The organism is Persicimonas caeni (genome assembly GCF_006517175.1).
Lineage (GTDB): Bacteria > Myxococcota_A > Bradymonadia > Bradymonadales > Bradymonadaceae > Persicimonas > Persicimonas caeni.
Genome location: NZ_CP041186.1, coordinates 2,519,034 through 2,536,585, shown reverse-complemented (window position 1 = coordinate 2,536,585; position 17,552 = coordinate 2,519,034). Strand labels below are relative to the sequence as shown.

The window sequence follows — 17,552 nt, the reverse complement described above, 5'->3', positions numbered from 1 at the left end:
CCGCGCGCTACTAATTTTTCAATAAATGTTGTCTCCACCCCCGAGCGCCATGGCCAAATTGCACTTTCCCGACATCGCCGCCTCTGACATCTCCGGCTCGCCGCGCGACTGGTTGCCCGCCCCGGACGCCATTGTCGACGCCTGCGACGACCTGGCCGCTGCGGGCGAGCCCGACGGGTTGGTCGACCTGCTCGAGGGAATGGGCGCGCCGGTGCTCGACATGGTCGTCACCCCGCTGTCGGCGCGTGCCTCGCTTCTGGCCGCCCAGGGCGGACGCGCCTTTTTCCACCACGAGCTTCGCAAGCGCGTGCCCATGCCCGAGGACCAGCATCCCGAGCTGGCGGTCTGGGAGGCGGGCACCGTGCCGACCTGGCAAGACGGTGTGCTCGAGGAGCCCAAGTACTTCTCGTTTTTCCAAGACGCGCCGTTTCCGGCGTTCAACCCCAACCATCGCCGCAAGTGGCGCGCACACGAGCTGTTGCACGGCGCGCTCAAGTTCTTCTGGCATCCGGAGATGACCCGCTTCGAGATGTATGTGGGCGCGCGGATGAACGAGCTGTTGCCGGTGGTGCACTGGTACGCCTTCGACGAGATCTTTCGGCCGCGCTGCGACGAACACCAGGGAGAGGTGCTCTACCGCGAGTACTGCGGGGCGTGCGAGGACGCCGCCCGGCCGTATTGGAAGCAGCCTCAGAGTTGGCGCGACGAGCGCCGCGATCAGGCGGTGCGTTGGGCGGACAAGGGGCTCGACCATTTCGCCGAGGAGTGGCAGGCGTGCCTGGCCGAGATCGACACCGGCGAGGTGCACGCGGTCGAGCGCGCCCGGCTCGACGCGTCGAGCGACGCCATCGGCTACATGCGCAGCCACTGGAATCGCATGACCGCCTGGAGCTTCGGTGTGTGGGCGGAGACCTTCCTCAAAGACGGCGTCGACTACTTCAGCTCGCTGGAGCGCTACGCCAACAACTTGGCCAAGACGACACAGCGGCTGCTCAGCGGCGATCTCGACGTCGATCCCGACCAGTTCGAGGTCGACCGCGGCAGGCGCGCCGTTCAAGACGTCGCCTATCGGCTCTACCTGGCGTTGGGCTGGCTCGAAGACGGCACCCAGACGTTGCGCGAGGCCGAGGAGCGGCTGATGCCGACCCTCGAGCAGGCGGCTCACCACGTCCACCACGTCGACGAGCAGGCTCAGCTGAGCGACTTCTCCGGCGACGTCGTGCTCGACCTTCTTCTCGAGTTCGACCGGGTGCGCCACCTCTTCCCCGACGAGGTCGCCGAGGCGGTGCCTTCGCTCGGCTACACCTGGTGCGAGCCCGAGCGCTTCGTCCAGGCCGGACACGGACTGCTCGAGGAGGGGGTCAGTCAGGCCGTGCCGATGGCTGCCGACCAACTCGACGAAGACTTGAGCGAGCGGGTCGAAGCGTTCGCGCTCTCCGATGAGTTCGCCTCGCACGGGCGTTTGGCCCACCGCTTTGCCGACTGGCTCGCCACGACCGAGGTGCCCGGCCGGGTCGCCGAGTTGGCGCGCTTCGAGGCGTGGGCGATGGCGCCTCCCAAGAAGGATCGCGACGCCGAGTTGTTTGCGTGCCTGCCCGGCAGCCTCGACGAGTACGCCCTTCGGCCCGGGCGCACACGTCTCAACGCCACGCTCAGCCGCGAAGTCTTCTCGCCGATGGTCGTCGCTCAGGTCACCAATGATCCCGGGCTGGCCCAGGCCGACGCCGAGGAGATCGAAATGGCCCGCATCTTCATGCGCGGCGAGCTTCGGCTCGCGGTCGTGGGGCGCGGCGCCGCGCGCATCTTCGACGCTATCGAAGAGGGCGAGCTTCGACGCGAATGGGTCATCGACGTCGATCCGGAGAGTCTTGCCAGCTTGCTGGAGAATGGGTTTGTGATTTGGCTTCCCCAGCCGGCTTGAACTCTCGAGCCATTCACCAATCCATCACGTCCGTCGGCTCGTAGAGGGCGTCTTCGCTCAAGACGGCCTCACTCGTCGGCAAGATGACGCGCACGCTGGTTCCCACTCCCACCTTCGAGTCGACCTCGATACGACCTTCCATGCTCGTCACGATCTTGTGCGCGATGGTCAGGCCCAAACCGAGGCCCTCCTCGCTTTGCTTGGTCGTAAAAAACGGCTCGAAGATATGCGCGCGATTCTCGGGAGGAATCCCACACCCTGTGTCGGAGACCTCGACGACCACCGAGACGTCGTCTGCATAGGCTCGCACCCGCACTTCGGGATCGTCGCAGGTGCTTTGGTCGAGCGCCTGTGCGGCGTTGATGAGCACGTTGAGGAAGACTTGGCCCAGCTTCGGCTCGCTGGCGATCACGTGGGGCAGGTTGGCGTCGATCTCCTCGACGAGCCGGGCATATTCGACGATATGCTTGCGCGCGAGCTTGGTCGAACTCCTTAGCACCGGTGCCACGTCCAGGTTGATGGACGTGCTGCTGTTCATCTCCGGCGTTCCCCCTGCGAGTTTGCGTAAATCTCGGGCCACGTCTCGCACTCGTCGGCTCCCATCGAGGGCATCCTGCAGGGCGTCGATAACCTCGGGGTAATGGGTCGCCAACGGCTCGTCGAGTGTCGACACATGAGTCTTTCTCAAGAGGCTCAGCGCGTACTCGACATTGCTGGTCACGTAGGCCAGCGGGTTGTTGACCTGGTGGGCGGTGCCCGCGGCGAGCAGACCCAGGTTGATCACACGGTCCACTTCGGTCATGCGCAATTGCAGCTCGCGCTGAGCGCGCTGGCGTTCGAGTGCGTAGCGCAGCGTGCGCGCAATCTGCTCGCCGACGAGCTTGTCCTTGTGCACGTAGTCCTGAGCGCCGGCGCGTACCGCCGAGACGGCGATCTCGGGGGCGTCGAGCCCGGTCAATACGATCACCGGATAGTGGCTCATATAGTCGACCATCCGATCCAGCGTCTGCAGGCCGTTGCTTTCGGGCAGGCCCAGATCGAGCAAGATGGCGTCGACGGCGTTGTCCTGCTCGAGAAACTCCAGCGCGTCGGTCAGGTTCTCCTTCCAGATGAGCTCGACGGACGACTCCAAGAGTCGGTACGTCGATTTCTGAAGGCTTCGCTCGATGAGCCGCGCGTCGCCGGGGTTATCCTCGACGAGCAACACGCGCAGCGTTTCGGGAGGCGTAGGGAGTGGCGAACGGCTAGAAGTCATGGTTGGGTGATGCGTCACGAGTGGGCAGGAAGCAAAGCGAGTTCGAACCAGAAGTCGTTCAGATAGTGGACGGCTTGGATGAGCGACGGAAAGTCGGTCGGTTTGGTGATGTAGGCGTTGGCGTGATGCTGGTAGGCCCGGGCGATATCTTCCGGGGCGGCCGAACTGCTCAGCACGATCACCGGAATCGCCTTGAGCGCGGGGTCTTTCTTGATCTGCTCGAGGAGTTCGGTGCCCTCGCAATCCCCCAATTTGAGGTCGAGCAACACGAGATCTGCTCCCGGGCCGCCCTCGTATTCGCCGCGGCGGTGCAAAAAGTCGAGCGCCGCTTTGCCGTTGTCGACGGCGTGCAGACCTGCGCGCACGCTTGCTTTGTCGAAGGCTTTTTGCGTCAGCCGGACATCGCCAGGGTTGTCCTCGACGAGCAGGACGCAGATAGGGCCGGCGCGCTTTGCTTGCTCGATCACGGTGCTCCTGCGTGGTTACGGGACAACGTGAAGTAAAAAGTCGAGCCGTGCGCTGAATCCGACTCGACCCAGATACGCCCGTCATGCTCTTCGACGATGGTCGCACAGATAGCCAACCCGATGCCCGTACCCGGAGTCTGGCGGGTAGTGCGGCCGCGCACAAACACGTCGAAGATGCGCTCGTGCTGGTCCGGGGGGATGCCGATTCCGTTATCCTCCACGGCGATACGCCACTCGTCGTCGAGGCGCGTACAGCTGACGTGGATGTGCGGGGAGCCCGAGCCGGCGTATTTGACGGCGTTGGAGAACAGATTGGTGAAGAGGCGCTCGAGTTGGCCGCGACGGCCGCGAACTTCCGCCAGGAGGTCGTGGGTCAAGCTGACGGCCACGTCCGGATGCGCCGCTTGGAGATCGGCGCCGACTGTCTCGACGAGCGCATCCAGGTCGACGTCGGTGAACGGCTCGTCGCTGCGGCGGACCCGCGAGTATTCGAGCAAATCGTTGATCATCGCCTTCATGCGCCGCGCCCCATCGACGGCGTAGCCGATATACTCGTCGGCATCGGCGTCGAGCTGGCCACCGTACTCCTCGTCCAGCAACGTCAAAAAGCTCGTGACCATGCGCAGCGGCTCTTGCAGGTCGTGCGAAGCCACGTAGGCGAATTGTTCGAGCTGGCGGTTCGAGCGGCTGAGCTCCTCGACCAGATGTTCGAGCTCTCGGCTCTGGTCGGCCAATTCACGCTCGCGCTCCTTGAGCTCGGTGACGTCGGTAACCACACCGAGCACGGCGTCGACCCCCGGCTCCCAGTTGTCGTACTTGATCTTCATCACGTCGAAAATGAACTGCGAGCCGTTGTTATCGACTTCACGAATGGCGCGCAGCGTTTCGCCGGTGTCGATGACCCTGCGGTCGGCTTCGAGGACCGCCTCGGCAATCTCGCGAGGTGTGAGAAACTCGAAGAAGTGGCGTCCGACCATCTCTTCCGGCGTGCTTCCATACGACTCGGCGTGTGCTTTGTTGGAGAGCAACATGTGGCCGTCGTAATCCTTGACCACGATGAACAGTGGGAGCAGGTTGACCAGCGTCTCGAAGCGTCGCTCACTCTCGGTGAGCTGGGTGGTGTATTGTTCGAGTTGTCGAACATCCATGTCGGCTTGCCGCACCTGGAGCCGCAGTTCGAGTTGCTCGACGATCATATCTGCGCAGTCTCGCAGGTTCTGACGTGTCTGCCGGCTTTGTTCGCCGAGGCTCGAGTTCGTTCCGGTCACCACCAGATAACCCAAGTTGGCGCCGTCTTCCGGGCAAGTAAGCGGGGCACTGGCCAGAAACGGCGGCGGAGTGCTTGCGCGTTCGGCAGAGAGGGGGGCGTTCGACGAGTCGCTCAGTACCCACGGCTCGTCGTCAGGTAGTGCGGAGAGCCACGGCTCGATGTCGGCAGCCTGGCTGCGAGGGCACCCCGAAAGAAAGACAAGCCTCCAGTCGCCATCGAGACCGGTCAAAAAGATCGCCACGCCGGTCACGTCGAGCAGGCGTAAAATGAGGCGCGTGCTCCGCTGGAACGCCTGGGTCGGCGCATTCTCGAGAAGATGATACCGGTTGGAGCGCTGCATGGTTCCGGGGGCAAGAGACCAGCGCTCAATTTAACACTTTTTTAAGCGACTAAAAAGCCGCGAAGCACTCCGGACAGCCTCGCTCGCGTTCGGGCCTCAGGTTCGAGGCATTTGTTGGACGACCTTGTCGACGCTTGGCAGGACCACCCGAAAGGTCGTGCCCTCGTCCAGAGCGGTCTCGACCTCGATGTCGCCGCTGAGATTGCGCACGATATTGTGCGAGATCGCCAAGCCCAGCCCGGTGCCCTCGTTGGTCGGTTTGGTCGTGAAAAAGGGCGTAAAGATATGCTCGAGCGCCTCTTCGGTGATGCCCGTTCCGGTGTCGGTGATGCTGATCACCACATCCCCATCGCGCTCGTAGGTGCGCACGCGCACTTCATTGTCCCCCGTATTATCGCGGGGGATGGCTTGAGCGGCATTGATGAGCAGGTTCAAGAAGACCTGGCCGAGCTTCGAATCATTGCCCATGACCATGGGGGTATGGGTGAGCTGTTCGACGAGCTTGGCGCGCTGTTCGATATGTTTGCGCGCGATACTCAGCGAACTCTTGAGCGACTCGAGCACGTCGACCGGCTCGATGGTGTAGTCGTCGGTGCCGTTTCCGCCGGCCAATCGGCGAAGATCTCGGACCACGTTGCGTACACGTCGGCTCCCTTCGAGCGCGTCTCGCAGCGCTTCGTTGATGTCGGACAGGCTCTCGGAGACCGCCGAGGGCAGGTCGTCTCGATCGAACTCGCTATCGAGCAGGCGCAGGGCAAATTGCAGGTTGCCGCCAACGAAGGACAGTGGGTTGTTGATCTCGTGGGCGACGCCGGCAGCGAGGATGCCAATGGTGATCATACGATCCATTTCGCCGGCGACTTCGGCCTGGGACAGCTGCAACTCGAGGCGCTCGGTGACCAGATGAGCCACGTCTTCGAGGACAGTCTGGGTCGATGCGTCGAAGCGCTGGGGCTGGTCATCGGCGATGAGTAGATAGCCAAACGGTGCTTGGGCTCGCGCCAGTTTCAGCGGGGCCACGGCCAAGCTGCGCCAGCGAGGCGACTCGCAGACCCACGGGTGCTCGCACAATTTGGGGTGAGCATGCGCGTCGGCGATGAGCTCGATTTGGTCTGCGGCGACCATTTCGAGCAGATATGCTTCGTTGGGAAGCGGTTCTGGGTAGTTCGCCGAGGCGACGATGCGTTTGAGCTCGTTGTTGCGGTCGACGAGGTAAAGCGCGCCCCCGGCAATGTCCAAGCCATTGACGATCGCACGTAGCGAGCGCTCCAGCGATTTGGACGCCGAGACGGCGACGGGCAAGAGTTGCTTCGGATTATGCATCAGATGTCTACTGCAGTGGTTCGACCAGCGAGGGGTTGTCATTGCGGGGACTGTTGACGTCGCGACTGACCCGGTACGCCTCGAATCCCTCCGGAGCCCAGGGGCCGACCAACTCGTCGAGCGCCGAGACGTCGACGTTGGTGGGATCGAGCCAGAACTCGAAATCGTCCGGCCGCAGCACGACGGGCATGCGTTTGTGCACCGGGGCGACCAGTTCGTTGGCCGCACAGGTCAAGATGGTGAAGGTCTCGGCGACCTCGCCGGTCTCGTCGTCGCTCCAATGCTCCCACAGGCCGGCGAAGGCGAACGGGGCCCCGTCCTCGCGTCGAAACAGGTAAGGCTGCTTGCCTCCGCCTTCTTTTTTCCACTCGAAGAAACCCGTCGCCGGGATCAAGCAGCGTCGCTTCTTGAACGCGGCTCGGTATGCCGGCTTCGAGGAGGCCGTCTCCGAGCGGGCGTTGATCATCCGGTTGCCGATCTTGAGGTCGTCGGCCCAAAACGGCACCAACCCCCAACGCAGCAGATCGATTTGGCGCGGGGCATCGGGATTGGGCCGACGGCACACCGGCACATCCTGCGTGGGCGCGATGTTATAGCGCGCTTCCATCGACGGCACCTCGGGCGCATCGAATAATTTGGCGATCTGATCGGGCGGCGTAGAAAGTGTAAATCGTCCGCACATAGGCAATTCTCGGCAAGAAATGCATCATCGGCGGCCATCATAGGCGCCGGGCCTCGCTAGGTGAAGCGAGTTTCGAGTGGGACCCCACTTGCTTTAGCTGGCTTTTAGAGATTGGCCTGAGTGGCACGAAGGATTGTGCGAGAGAAAGGTCTGCATTGTCAAGTGTTTAGTGGGGGTTTGTGTGTGGGCGTACAAAAAAATATATGCCGAACACGCAACGAAATCGCCTCTTCTGCCGATAACCGTAATAGGAGGGTACTTCTATCACGAGGCGAGAAAATGGCAGACAAAATTGATGGCGGCGATTCGAGTCGATGGGGCTTTGATATGTTCGATGGCGCGCTCGATACGCTCGAAGGCGCGGCCAGCGACGCCAAGAAGTCAGTCGAGGACGCGGTCGGTGACGCTGGCGAGCAGATCGGTGATGCGATCGGTGACGCTCAGAAGCAGATCGAGGACGCGGTGGGCGACGCCGAGGAGGATATTGGCGAGGCCGCCGAGGAATTCTGGGACGGCGTCAGCGGCGCGGCGCAGCAGGCCGTCGACGAGGTCGAGCGTTCGGTGATGGACGAGGTCGACGAGGCGAGCGACTTCGCCGTCGAGACGGCCGAAGAGCTCGAGCAGGTCCTCGACCTCGCCCACGAGGCGCTGCACGAGATGGGCGAGGTTCCCAAAGACGTCGTCGCCGGCGGCGAGGAGTTGTATCGCACCCTCGAGAACCAGGGTGCTAAATTGGCCGACGAGGTCGAAGCTTTCCTCGAGAGCCAGCCCGAAGAGGCAGTCTACGAGGCGGCCGAACGCGTCTTCGACGGTACCGTCAACTTGGGACGGGAGATGCTCGAAACGGTCGAGCAGGATGTCTACGAGCCGCTGAAGAGCCTGCCCGAGACGCTCTCGGAGAATGCCAAGCATGCCCTCGTCGGCATGGTTCTGACGGGTGCCGACACGATCGTCGAGCATCGTGAGCTGATCGAAGGCGCCGGCGAATTCGTCGAGCAGGTACTCGACAACGAGCGTGCAGCATATGCATTTAAGCAGGCGGGTTTGGACCCGGTAGGCCTCGCGATATCCTTCTCGCGTACGGCCATGCTGGGCCTCGCGCGTGGTGCCAAGGGCGCTCCGGGACTTGCCCAGGACCTGATCGATCATCCCGACAAGGTGCGCATGCTCGTCGAGGACCTCGACCCAAATGACGTGCAACCCGAGATTGAGGCGCTCGAGGTCGGCAACAGCTACGTCATTCAACGCGGACTCGAGGTGTCGGCACACGCCAAAGTCGGCGGAGTTGTAGGAGCCAGCGTCGAGTCGAGTGTCACTCGGCTGGACGCAGATCGATACGAGGTCGAAGTTTCGCTGAAGGGAACAGTTGGAGTGGGAGGGGGCGTAGAGGCAGCCGGTGAGGGAGCAACCGGCGACAATGAGGTCGAACTCGGTGGGAAGATCGTCGTCGAAGTATCTGGCCCGGGCGCCGCCGAGCGCGCCGCGCAGATGGCCACGGCGCCTCATGGCAACTTCGCCGCTCTGCTTCGCAAGACACCGTCGACCGATATCGATGTGAGCGAGGCGGAGGGTAGCTTCGCCGACGATCTCGATGTCGAGGTTTTCGACGTCGGCGCGAAGGTCGGCATCGAGGGCACCGCGAGCTTAACCACGATCGATGGGCAGAAGTACTACGGAAAGACCGCGTCGGTGGGGCTGAAGTTCGAAGCGAAGAGTCCAAGCCTGCAGATCGGCGACGACCTGGCTCGACCGTGGCTGGAGAGCTCGAAAGTCGGCCATCCACTCCTCGACGAGATGTTCGAAAAGCTTCCCCCCGAGATTCCCCAGGGGTTCAAAGAGGTCTACGGTCCGACGGTCGGCATCAACCTCGCCGCCGAGCCGAAGGCGACCGTGGGGTTCTATACGCCGGTCGGCGCCGAGCAGCCGATTCGAGTCACCTACGATGTCGATATGACGCTAAGGGTCGGCCGATCGGAGATCGACGCCAATATTGGCGTGACCATCACAGATCTTCATGGACTCGCAAAGGCGCTCGGCAAGTCGGGGCTCGAGTTGCAACAACAACTGGCCAGCGGCGAGGTGACCGTAGAAGGGTTGATGAACCGAGCCGACGATCTCGGCGCCGATGTCGACCGCTTCGTCGACGTCAACGGCCCCACTCTCGAGATGAGCAAAGAGGACATGACCGGCATCGACGGAGTCCTCGGTGTCACCATGCGACAAGGCACGGTCGATAATTACGTGCTCTGGTCGCCCGACGATCGAGATTTTATCGATAATTTCAAGCGGGCAGTCGCCGTATCCGACGACGAGAATCGAGCCGAGGCGGACAGCTTGCGGAGCAAGCACCTGAACGCACACGCCATCAAGGCGTAGTACTGAGAATTCACCATGCGGTGCTTTGCCGCGACAGCCGTCATCAATTACACTGGCGAAACCCGTTTCTGTGATTCGCTCTTGGAGCAATGATGGCTGAGAAGTCTGATCTCGAGTTGGTCAAGTCGGAAGACGACGAGATTACTATCGACGTGCCCCCCGATGCCTTCGAGGAGTCGTTCGCCGAGGAGACCGAGCGCAACGCCTGCTTGGTGTTTTTATCGGGGCCGGTCATGGGGCACACCGTCTCCTTGTCCGAGTCACCCAAAGTGGTGGGCCGCGCTGACGACGCCGATCTCGTCATCACCGACGAAGGGGTCTCGCGGCGCCACGCGCGGTTTTACCTGCGCGAGCAGGGCGGGTACGTCGAAGACCTGAACAGCTCCAACGGCGTGTACGTCAACGGCCAGCGCATCGAGCGATTTGCGCACCTGGAGCAGGGCGACAAGATCACGTTGGGCACCGACACCATCCTCAAGTTCACCTACCACGATCACCTCGACGAGGATTTCCAGCAGCGCCTGCTCGACGCGGCCATCAAAGACCCATTGACCCAGGTGCACAACCGGGCTTTTTTCGACCAGAAATTCGACTCGGAGTTCGGTTATGCGGCGCGCTACGGTGACCAGATCGCGCTGATCTTGTTCGACCTCGACCACTTCAAGAAGGTCAACGACACCCACGGCCATCTGGCCGGCGACGCGGTGCTCGAGAAGCTAGGCTCGCTGCTCAACCAGACGGTGCGCACCGAGGACTTCGTGGCGCGCTACGGCGGCGAAGAGTTTGCGATGATTTGCCGCGGCGCGAGCCTCGAGCAGGCATGGCAGGCCGCCGAGCGGCTGCGAAAGCTGGTCGAACAGAACGAGTTCACCCACGACGGCGAAGAGCTGGCGGTGACCATCAGCGCCGGCGTCGCCTCCTACCCCGAACAGGAGGTCGACTCGGCCTCCGAACTCATCGACGCCGCCGACCGCGCCCTTTATGCCTCGAAGCAAAACGGGCGCAATCGGGCGACGAAGGCAGACTGAATCACTTCACCCACACCGTCTTTTTGTTGACGAACTCGTGAATGCCGTGGTGGCTCAGCTCTCGGCCGTAGCCGGAGTCTTTGACGCCGCCGAACGGCAGCCGCGGGTCGCTCTTGACGATGCCGTTGACCGACACGTGGCCCGCCTCGATGCGCGCGGCGAGGTCGACGCCGCGGTCGGTGCTCGTCCAGACCGACGCGCCCAGGCCGAAGTGGCTGTGGTTGGCGACGTCGATGGCCTCGTCAGCGTCTTGGACTCGGGTCACTGCAGCGACCGGCCCGAAGGTCTCCTCGTCGAATACCGGCATGTCGTATTCGCATTCGGTCACGAGCGTGGCGGGATAATAAAACCCTTCGCGCTCGGGGATTTCGCCGCCGAGCACCAGCTTGGCCCCCTGATCGACGCTTCGCTGCACCTGCTTGTGCAGGGTGGTGCGCAGATCCAGGCGGGCCATCGGGCCCAGGTCGGTGGCGTCGTCCATCGGGTCTCCCATCGTCTGGCCGGCCAACGCGTCGCGGAACTTCTCGACAAAGTCGTTGTAGATACCTTCTTCGACGATGAAGCGCTTGGCGGCAATGCAGCTCTGGCCGTTGTTGATCAGCCGGCCGCGCACCGCCTGCTCGACGGTGTAGTCGAGGTTGCAGTCGTCGAGGACGATGAACGGGTCCGAGCCGCCTAGCTCGAGCACCGTCGGCTTGAGGTTCTGCCCGGCGAGCTTGGCCACCGCTCGCCCGGCGCCCACCGAGCCGGTCAGCGTCACCCCGCGGATGGCGGTGTGGCCGACGACCTCGTCGGTCATGTCGTTGGACAAAAAGATGCTCTGGAAGGCGCCCTCGGGAAAGCCCGCCTCCTCGAAGAGTTCCTGGAGCGCGACCGCGCAGCCACCCACGTTATGGGAGTGCTTGAGCACGCCGACGTTGCCGGCCATCAAGTTGGGGGCGGCAAACCGGATGACCTGCCAGAACGGGAAATTCCAGGGCATCACCGCAAAGATGGGCCCCAGCGGGTCGAAGCGCACGAACGCGCGCGACCCGTCACTCTGCATCTCCTCGTTTTGCAAGAACTCGCGCGCGTTGTCGGAGAAGTACTCGCAGGCCCACGCGCACTTGCGCACCTCGCCGCGCGCCTGCTCGATGGGCTTACCCATCTCTTTGACCATCAGGCGAGCATACTCCTCGACTCGGTCGCGCAGGATGTGGGCCGCCTTGTGCATCAGGCGCGTGCGCTCGTCGAAGTCGGTCTGCTTCCAGCTCTCGTAGGTCTCCCAGGCGCGCGTCAGCGTCTGGTCGATCGTCTCGGAGTCCATGTACGGATACTCGGCGAAGACGTCTCCGGTGGTAGGGTTGACGGAGCGGATGCTCATGGGGGTCTCCTCAGGTGTTGGTAGCAATTTTTGGCACGCGGCGATTTTAACCGCAATTTGACGCACGCCAAGTGGTGTACCATTTGTCCACGGGTGGGGCATGGGTGTCGGGGTTGGGCGGTAGAAACTCCACGAAGCCACGCCTTGAATACTGGCATACCCATTGCAGTCTTACGCACCGACTACAAATTGAGAGCACGCTTTTACTCAGATAACGAGGTGTCGAAATGCGACAGACCACGAAAATTTTGCTCACGATGTCGGCCGCCGCACTTTTTGCCAGCGCCTGTAACCCCGAGATTGGCGGCGAAGAGGGCAACCTGACGCTGACCTACAACGAAGGACCCATCGGTGGAGCCACCGGCTCGTCACCGCTGGCGGTGGGCGCCAAGCTCGACTACTCGGCGATGGTCAACGGCAACAAGGAGCAGAAGGTCTCCTTCGACTCGGCGACTGCTGCTGACGACAAGATCATCCGCGTCGACGGCGTCAACGGCGGCCTGATGACCCTCGAGGGCGTCGCCGACGGCGAGACCACCATCGACGTGGAGGCCACCGCGCCCGATGGCGAGGCGCTGACCGACTCGTTCGAGCTCGAGGCGGCGACCGTCGATGCTCTCGAGTTCGACAACCCGTGCGCCAAAGACGCCGAGGCGCTGTATCTGGTCGACCACGACATCAGCCTGCACTACACCATGCGCGCCGGCGGCAAGATCGCGGTGGGCTACGGCCACTACCCGGTCGAGTTCGAGCCGGCCGACGCCGCCACGTTGGGCGACTCGACGGTCAACGGACTGCTCCCGCTGCGCACGCCCAGCACCCCCGGCGAGATCTCGGTGAAGTCGCAGGTCGATGATACGACCTTTGCGCTCACGCTCATCGAGCAGGGCGATATCGACGGCGCGAAGATCTTCGAACAGGACTTCCTCGATGAGTCCAATTTCCCCGTCGAGGTCGACAAGTCGCTCACCTTGCACCTGCTTCCCACCGCCAGCGGCTTGCTGCCGGCGATCCAAGAGCCCGTGCCGGTCTGCCAGAGCGACATCGCCATCGAGGCGACGGCCACCACCTCCGACACCTGCGAGGTCGCTTACGAGGCGCGCACCTCCGACGACGGGTTGTTCAACCTGTACGAGCCCAACGTGTTGAAGGTGACCGGCAAGGCCGAAGGTAGCTGCGAGATCGACGTGTCGATTCCGGGCGCCGACGGCGGCAACGGCATCACCGAGACGTTCACCTTCGATGTGCGGCCTGCCTCGGAGACCAACGACCAGCAGGAGAACGAGGGCTGAGCGCCTCTCGCATTTCGTTTGACGCCTCCCAGCGCGAAAAGTGGCTCCTTTCGTTTGCAAGCTGGCTTGCAAAGACGTATTCTAACGGTCCACCTTTCGCGTTGGGACGTTTCATGAGCGACGACTGGAAACCCAACATCTTCGAATACGTCGATTATCGCGAGTATCTGCGCGACTACTACGACGCCGGCAAGGCGAACGTCTCGCAGTTCTCGTATCGATATTTGGCGCGCCTGGCAGGCTTCTCGTCCCCCAACTTTTTCAAGTTGGTGATGGACGGCGATCGCAACCTGAGCAACGACAGCATCAACAAGTTTGCCAAGGCGCTCAAACTCGACCGCGAAGAGAAGCGCTTCTTCGCCGACCTGGTCGCTTTCGATCAGGCCGAGACGGTCGAGGAGCGCAACGAGGCGTTCGAGCGGGTCGCCGCCAGCCGGCGGTTTCGCCGCGCGCGCCGACTCGACAGCAGCATGTTCGAGTACCTGTCGCGCTGGTACCACCCGGCGATCCGGGAGTTGGCCGCACTCGACGATTTCCGCCGCGATCCCGAATGGATCGCCCGGAAGCTCTCCCCGGAGGTCTCCGTCGAGCAGATCGAGGCATCGCTGGATCTTCTCTTCGACATGGGCCTTCTGGTGGAGGAAGAGGATGGTTCGATCTCGCGCGGCGAGCCGAGCCTGACCACCGGCCACGAGGTGCGCTCTTTGGCGATCGGCAACTACCATCGCCAGATGCTCGAGCGCGCGGCTAACTCCATCGTCAACGTGCCGCGCGAGCTTCGCGATATCAGCGCGTTGACCGTGTGCATCGACTCCGAAAAGGTCCCGGAAGTCAAAGAGCGCATCCACGCGTTTCGTGAGAGCTTGCTCGATTTTTGCGATCGCGACGCCAATCCCGAGGCGGTCTTCCAGATCAACTTCCAGTTGTTCCCGTTGACCGAGGTGCCGGGCGAGGAGAACCCAGACGAATGAAACGCATCACCCTCCATATCCTTCTCCTGGTCGCGCTCTTGGTGCCCTCGTGTGTGGGCACCGATGTAGGCAACCCGCAAGACGAACAGGCAAACGTAGAACTCGAGGTTGCTGGCTACACCGAGACCCGTTCGGGCGCCTTGACCTTGGAAGACGGCCTGCGCATCGACACGGCGTGGATCGTGCTGTCGCAGTTCCGCTTCCGCAGCGTCGATGATTGCGAAGACGAGACGCTTCCCTACGACGTGACCGACCCGGTGGTCGTCGATCTGCTGGCCGACCAGCCCACCTACGACGCGCCGCTGTTCACCAAGCCGGCCGGCGATTACTGCAAACTCGACGTCGGCTTCTCGCAGGTCGACGCCGACGCGCTGCCCGCTGGGGCGCCGGGTGAATTGGCCGGTTTGTCGCTGTTCGTCGAGGGGGCTCGGGCCGACGGCGTCGAGTTCCGCATCGAGGCGGACCTCGACGACAAATTCCACTTGAGCGGTGTGCTCGAGGACTTCGAGTTGGTCGGTGACCAGCACTTGATCGTGGGCTTCGCGCTCGACGAGTGGATCAACGAGTCGCAGCTCGACAACGTCAGCGACCAAGACCCGATCGTCATCTCATCGGAGGAGAACCCCGAGATGATGGGTAGCTTCAAGGCCTCGATCAAGCGCTCGGCGCGCCTGTTCCGCGACGAGAACAACAACCGGCGCCTCGACGCCAACGAAAAGGGCCAGGCCATCGCCAGCAGCGCCCAGCAGAACAACCCGGGCACCAACGGCCAGAATCAGAACAACGGCAATAATCAGAGCGACGACGCCGGTCAGCCGTAAGGCGACCGGGCGCGAAGCGCCTCCTCGAACTCCTCGATCGTAAGTCGGTCGAGGAGCCTTCCGGCCGAGATCTCCTCGCCAGGCTCGGCCAGACCGACCGACGCCGCCAGCTTTCCGACCACCTCGTAGGGCGTCTTGCCCTGCTCGCGGAGCATCTGCAGCGAATCGGAGCCGTCGCGTTTCGACATGCGGTTGCCCTCCTCGTCGCACATCAGCGGCACATGCCAAAAACGCGGCACGTCGAAGCCGAACGCCTCGAATAACTCCACCTGGCGCGGCGTCGACGACAGCAGATCATCGCCGCGCACCACGTCGGTCACCCCCATCAGTGCGTCGTCGACGACCACTGCCAACTGGTAGGCAAAGAGCGCGTCGGCGCGTCGAATGGGGAAGTCGCCCACTTCGGTGTCGAGGTTCTGGGCGTAGCGTCCGGCGATGATGTCCTCGAGCGAGACGTCTCGGGCGGGCACGCGGTAGCGCCACGATGGGGTGCGGTTGGGCTTGTCGGCCTTGACCTGCGCTTCTTCCTCCTCGCTCAGAAACCGGCAGGTGCCCGGGTAAATGACCCGGCCGTCGTCGTGCGGCGCGCTGGCCGCCTCGCGCACGTCTTTGCGCGAGCAGTAGCACCGGAAGACCACCCCCGCCTCGTCGAGGCGGCGAAGCGCCTCTTCGTACAACGCGGTGCGCTCCGACTGGTTGTACGGCCCCACCGGGCCGCCCACATCGGGGCCCTCGTCCCAGTCGAGCTCGAGCCAGTACAGGTCTTCGTAGATCTGCTCGGCGCTCCCCTCGACCACCCGCGGTTGGTCGAGGTCTTCGTTGCGCATGATGAACGCCCCGCCCATCAGGCGCGCCTGCAGCCAGGCCAGAAGGGCCGTGCGCGCGTTGCCGAGGTGCAGGGGGCCGGTGGGGCTGGGCGCGTAGCGGCCGCGCGGGCGTTCTTTCTTGAGCGCGTTGGCTTTTTCGAGGAGTTGGTCGAAGTTCATTGGTCGCGAGTGTTGTAAGAGTTGCTTGTTGGCGCACCCCGTCGGCCCATTCTTCCCAATACGCCACCATTTGACAATCGTGGAGCCGTCGAGCATCGTGCAGCACTGTTCATCATTTTCGGACCACGGGAGGTTCGTTTTGGCCATCAAAAACATGGAAGAGCGCATCCGCAAAGCGCTGACTCAACTGTTCGACATCGAGGTGGCGCAGTCCGCCGAATTGGAAAACCGCGGCGGGCACGCCTCGCTGCGTATCTACTGGCGCGTCCAGCTACCCGCGCATGCCAGCGCGCCGCGCGGCGAGTACACCCAGATGGCCATGGTGCTGCCCCAGGACGCCGACATCCTCGAGAGCGAAGAGGGGATGTCCTCCGGGGCCGAGGCGCCCAAAGAACTCCCGTTCGTCAACGTGCATCGCTACCTCGACAGCATCGGCATGCCGGTGCCCGACATCGACCTGGTCGACATGAACCTCGGGGTGTTGTTGCTCGAGGACCTGGGCGACCAGACCTTCGAGGAGTCGATCCTCGAGCTTCGCCGTCGTGACGACCTCGAGCCGGAGGACCACGAAGAGGCCTTCTTGGACCTCTATCGCGAAGCGATCGACCTGCTGGTCGAATTCCAGCAAGCCGTGCTCCAGTCGGCCACCGACGACGACGTCGACAACGCCGACTGCATCGCCTTCGGCCGAAGCTTCGACAAGGAGCTGTTGCGCTGGGAGCTCGACCATTACCTGGAGTGGGGCCTCGAGGAGCGCCTCGACGGCAAAGCCGCCGAGCGCGTCGCCGCCCGAAAGGCCGACCTCGACCGCATCTTCGACGAGGTGGTCGACGAGCTGCTCGACGTCCAACAGGCGCTCGTGTTGCGCGATTACCAGTCGCGCAACTTGATGCACAAAGAAGGCCAGTGGCACCTGATCGACTTTCAGGACGCCCTCAAAGGTCCGTTCACCTACGACCTCGTCGCCCTGTTGCGCGACTCGTATATCGAGCTCGAATCGAGCCAGGTCGACACGCTGCTCGACCACTACGTCACGCGCGGCCAACAGGTCGGCCTGCCGTGGTGCGCCGACGGCGACCGCGCCTACGAGGCATTCCACCTGCAGACGATCCAACGCAAGCTCAAGGACGCTGGCCGCTTTGTCTACATCGACCGCGTCAAAGGCGACCCGAGCTTCTTGCAGTATTACGACTCCTCGATCCGCTACGTGCGCGAAGCGCTCGACAAGCTGCCCGGGTGGGACGAGTTGGCCCAGATTCTAGAAGAGATCGAGCCGAGCTGGGACGTATAGATTTTTCAGGCCCGCTATTTGAGGTGAGGGCAAAAGACGCCCTCACAAACTACAATTTGAGTGTTGCTGCGAAAAACCACATGTGGTGCATCGGAGGAACACTCAAATTGTAGTTTGCGCCGCAGTTCAGGCGCCCCAAATAGCGAGCGCCGAACAAGAAGAGCGC

The 17,552-nt window shown here is 62.9% G+C and carries 14 protein-coding genes; 7 read left to right on the top strand and 7 right to left on the bottom strand.

The genetic code is table 11. The features are described from left to right. The first annotated feature begins 49 nt into the window (after positions 1-49). The gene (locus tag FIV42_RS09370; RefSeq protein ID WP_141197425.1) at positions 50-1,921 is read left to right on the top strand and encodes a hypothetical protein; all 1,872 of its coding nucleotides are present in this window, start codon (positions 50-52) and stop codon (positions 1,919-1,921) included. Between the two features lie 13 nt (positions 1,922-1,934). Here FIV42_RS09370 and FIV42_RS09365 read toward each other — a convergent pair whose 3' ends face one another. The 5 genes from FIV42_RS09365 to FIV42_RS09345 all read right to left on the bottom strand — a co-directional run bounded on the left by FIV42_RS09365 (position 1,935) and on the right by FIV42_RS09345 (position 7,258). Further along, on the bottom strand, positions 1,935-3,176 hold the full coding sequence (locus tag FIV42_RS09365) for a sensor histidine kinase (protein WP_141197424.1): 1,242 nt from the start codon (positions 3,174-3,176) through the stop codon (positions 1,935-1,937). 14 nt (positions 3,177-3,190) lie between these two features. Continuing rightward, the gene (locus FIV42_RS09360; RefSeq protein ID WP_141197423.1) at positions 3,191-3,643 is read right to left on the bottom strand and encodes a response regulator; all 453 of its coding nucleotides are present in this window, start codon (positions 3,641-3,643) and stop codon (positions 3,191-3,193) included. Then, a complete protein-coding gene (locus FIV42_RS09355; RefSeq protein ID WP_141197422.1) occupies positions 3,640-5,253 on the bottom strand; it encodes a sensor histidine kinase in 1,614 nt (537 codons plus the stop codon). The genes FIV42_RS09360 and FIV42_RS09355 overlap by 4 nt, the downstream gene beginning before the upstream one ends. Positions 5,254-5,349: 96 nt before the next feature. Beyond that, complete coding sequence (locus FIV42_RS09350) at positions 5,350-6,576, bottom strand: sensor histidine kinase (RefSeq protein ID WP_168210522.1); 1,227 nt, start codon at positions 6,574-6,576, stop codon at positions 5,350-5,352. 7 nt (positions 6,577-6,583) lie between these two features. Next, entirely contained in the window at positions 6,584-7,258 is a 675-nt protein-coding gene (locus tag FIV42_RS09345) for an SOS response-associated peptidase (protein WP_141197420.1), read from the bottom strand. 279 nt (positions 7,259-7,537) lie between these two features. On the opposite strand from FIV42_RS09345, the gene FIV42_RS09340 reads away from it, so the two are divergent. Further along, positions 7,538-9,634 carry a hypothetical protein gene (locus FIV42_RS09340; protein WP_141197419.1) on the top strand — a complete coding sequence of 699 codons (2,097 nt, stop codon included), beginning with the start codon at positions 7,538-7,540 and terminating at the stop codon, positions 9,632-9,634. Positions 9,635-9,726: 92 nt separating this feature from the next. Beyond that, the gene (locus tag FIV42_RS09335) at positions 9,727-10,662 is read left to right on the top strand and encodes a GGDEF domain-containing protein (protein WP_168210521.1); all 936 of its coding nucleotides are present in this window, start codon (positions 9,727-9,729) and stop codon (positions 10,660-10,662) included. Between the two features lies 1 nt (position 10,663). On the opposite strand, the gene FIV42_RS09330 is transcribed toward FIV42_RS09335, so the two are convergent. Then, positions 10,664-12,025, bottom strand: a complete 1,362-nt coding sequence (locus FIV42_RS09330) for an NAD-dependent succinate-semialdehyde dehydrogenase (RefSeq protein ID WP_141197417.1) — start codon at positions 12,023-12,025, stop codon at positions 10,664-10,666. Positions 12,026-12,252: 227 nt separating this feature from the next. Between FIV42_RS09330 and FIV42_RS09325 the strand changes: the two genes are divergently transcribed. From FIV42_RS09325 to FIV42_RS09315, 3 genes are all read left to right on the top strand, one after another. Further along, entirely contained in the window at positions 12,253-13,317 is a 1,065-nt protein-coding gene (locus FIV42_RS09325) for a hypothetical protein (RefSeq protein WP_141197416.1), read from the top strand. Positions 13,318-13,430: 113 nt separating this feature from the next. Beyond that, positions 13,431-14,288, top strand: a complete 858-nt coding sequence (locus FIV42_RS09320) for a TIGR02147 family protein (protein ID WP_141197415.1) — start codon at positions 13,431-13,433, stop codon at positions 14,286-14,288. Then, positions 14,285-15,109 (top strand): hypothetical protein, encoded by an 825-nt coding sequence (locus tag FIV42_RS09315; RefSeq protein ID WP_141197414.1) that lies wholly within the window; start codon positions 14,285-14,287, stop codon positions 15,107-15,109. The genes FIV42_RS09320 and FIV42_RS09315 overlap by 4 nt, the downstream gene beginning before the upstream one ends. On the opposite strand, the gene gluQRS is transcribed toward FIV42_RS09315, so the two are convergent. Further along, complete coding sequence (gene gluQRS, locus FIV42_RS09310) at positions 15,100-16,095, bottom strand: tRNA glutamyl-Q(34) synthetase GluQRS (protein ID WP_168210520.1); 996 nt, start codon at positions 16,093-16,095, stop codon at positions 15,100-15,102. The genes FIV42_RS09315 and gluQRS overlap by 10 nt on opposite strands. 139 nt (positions 16,096-16,234) lie before the next feature. Between gluQRS and FIV42_RS09305 the strand changes: the two genes are divergently transcribed. Continuing rightward, positions 16,235-17,386, top strand: a complete 1,152-nt coding sequence (locus FIV42_RS09305) for an aminoglycoside phosphotransferase family protein (protein ID WP_141197412.1) — start codon at positions 16,235-16,237, stop codon at positions 17,384-17,386. The last annotated feature ends 166 nt before the right edge of the window (positions 17,387-17,552 follow it).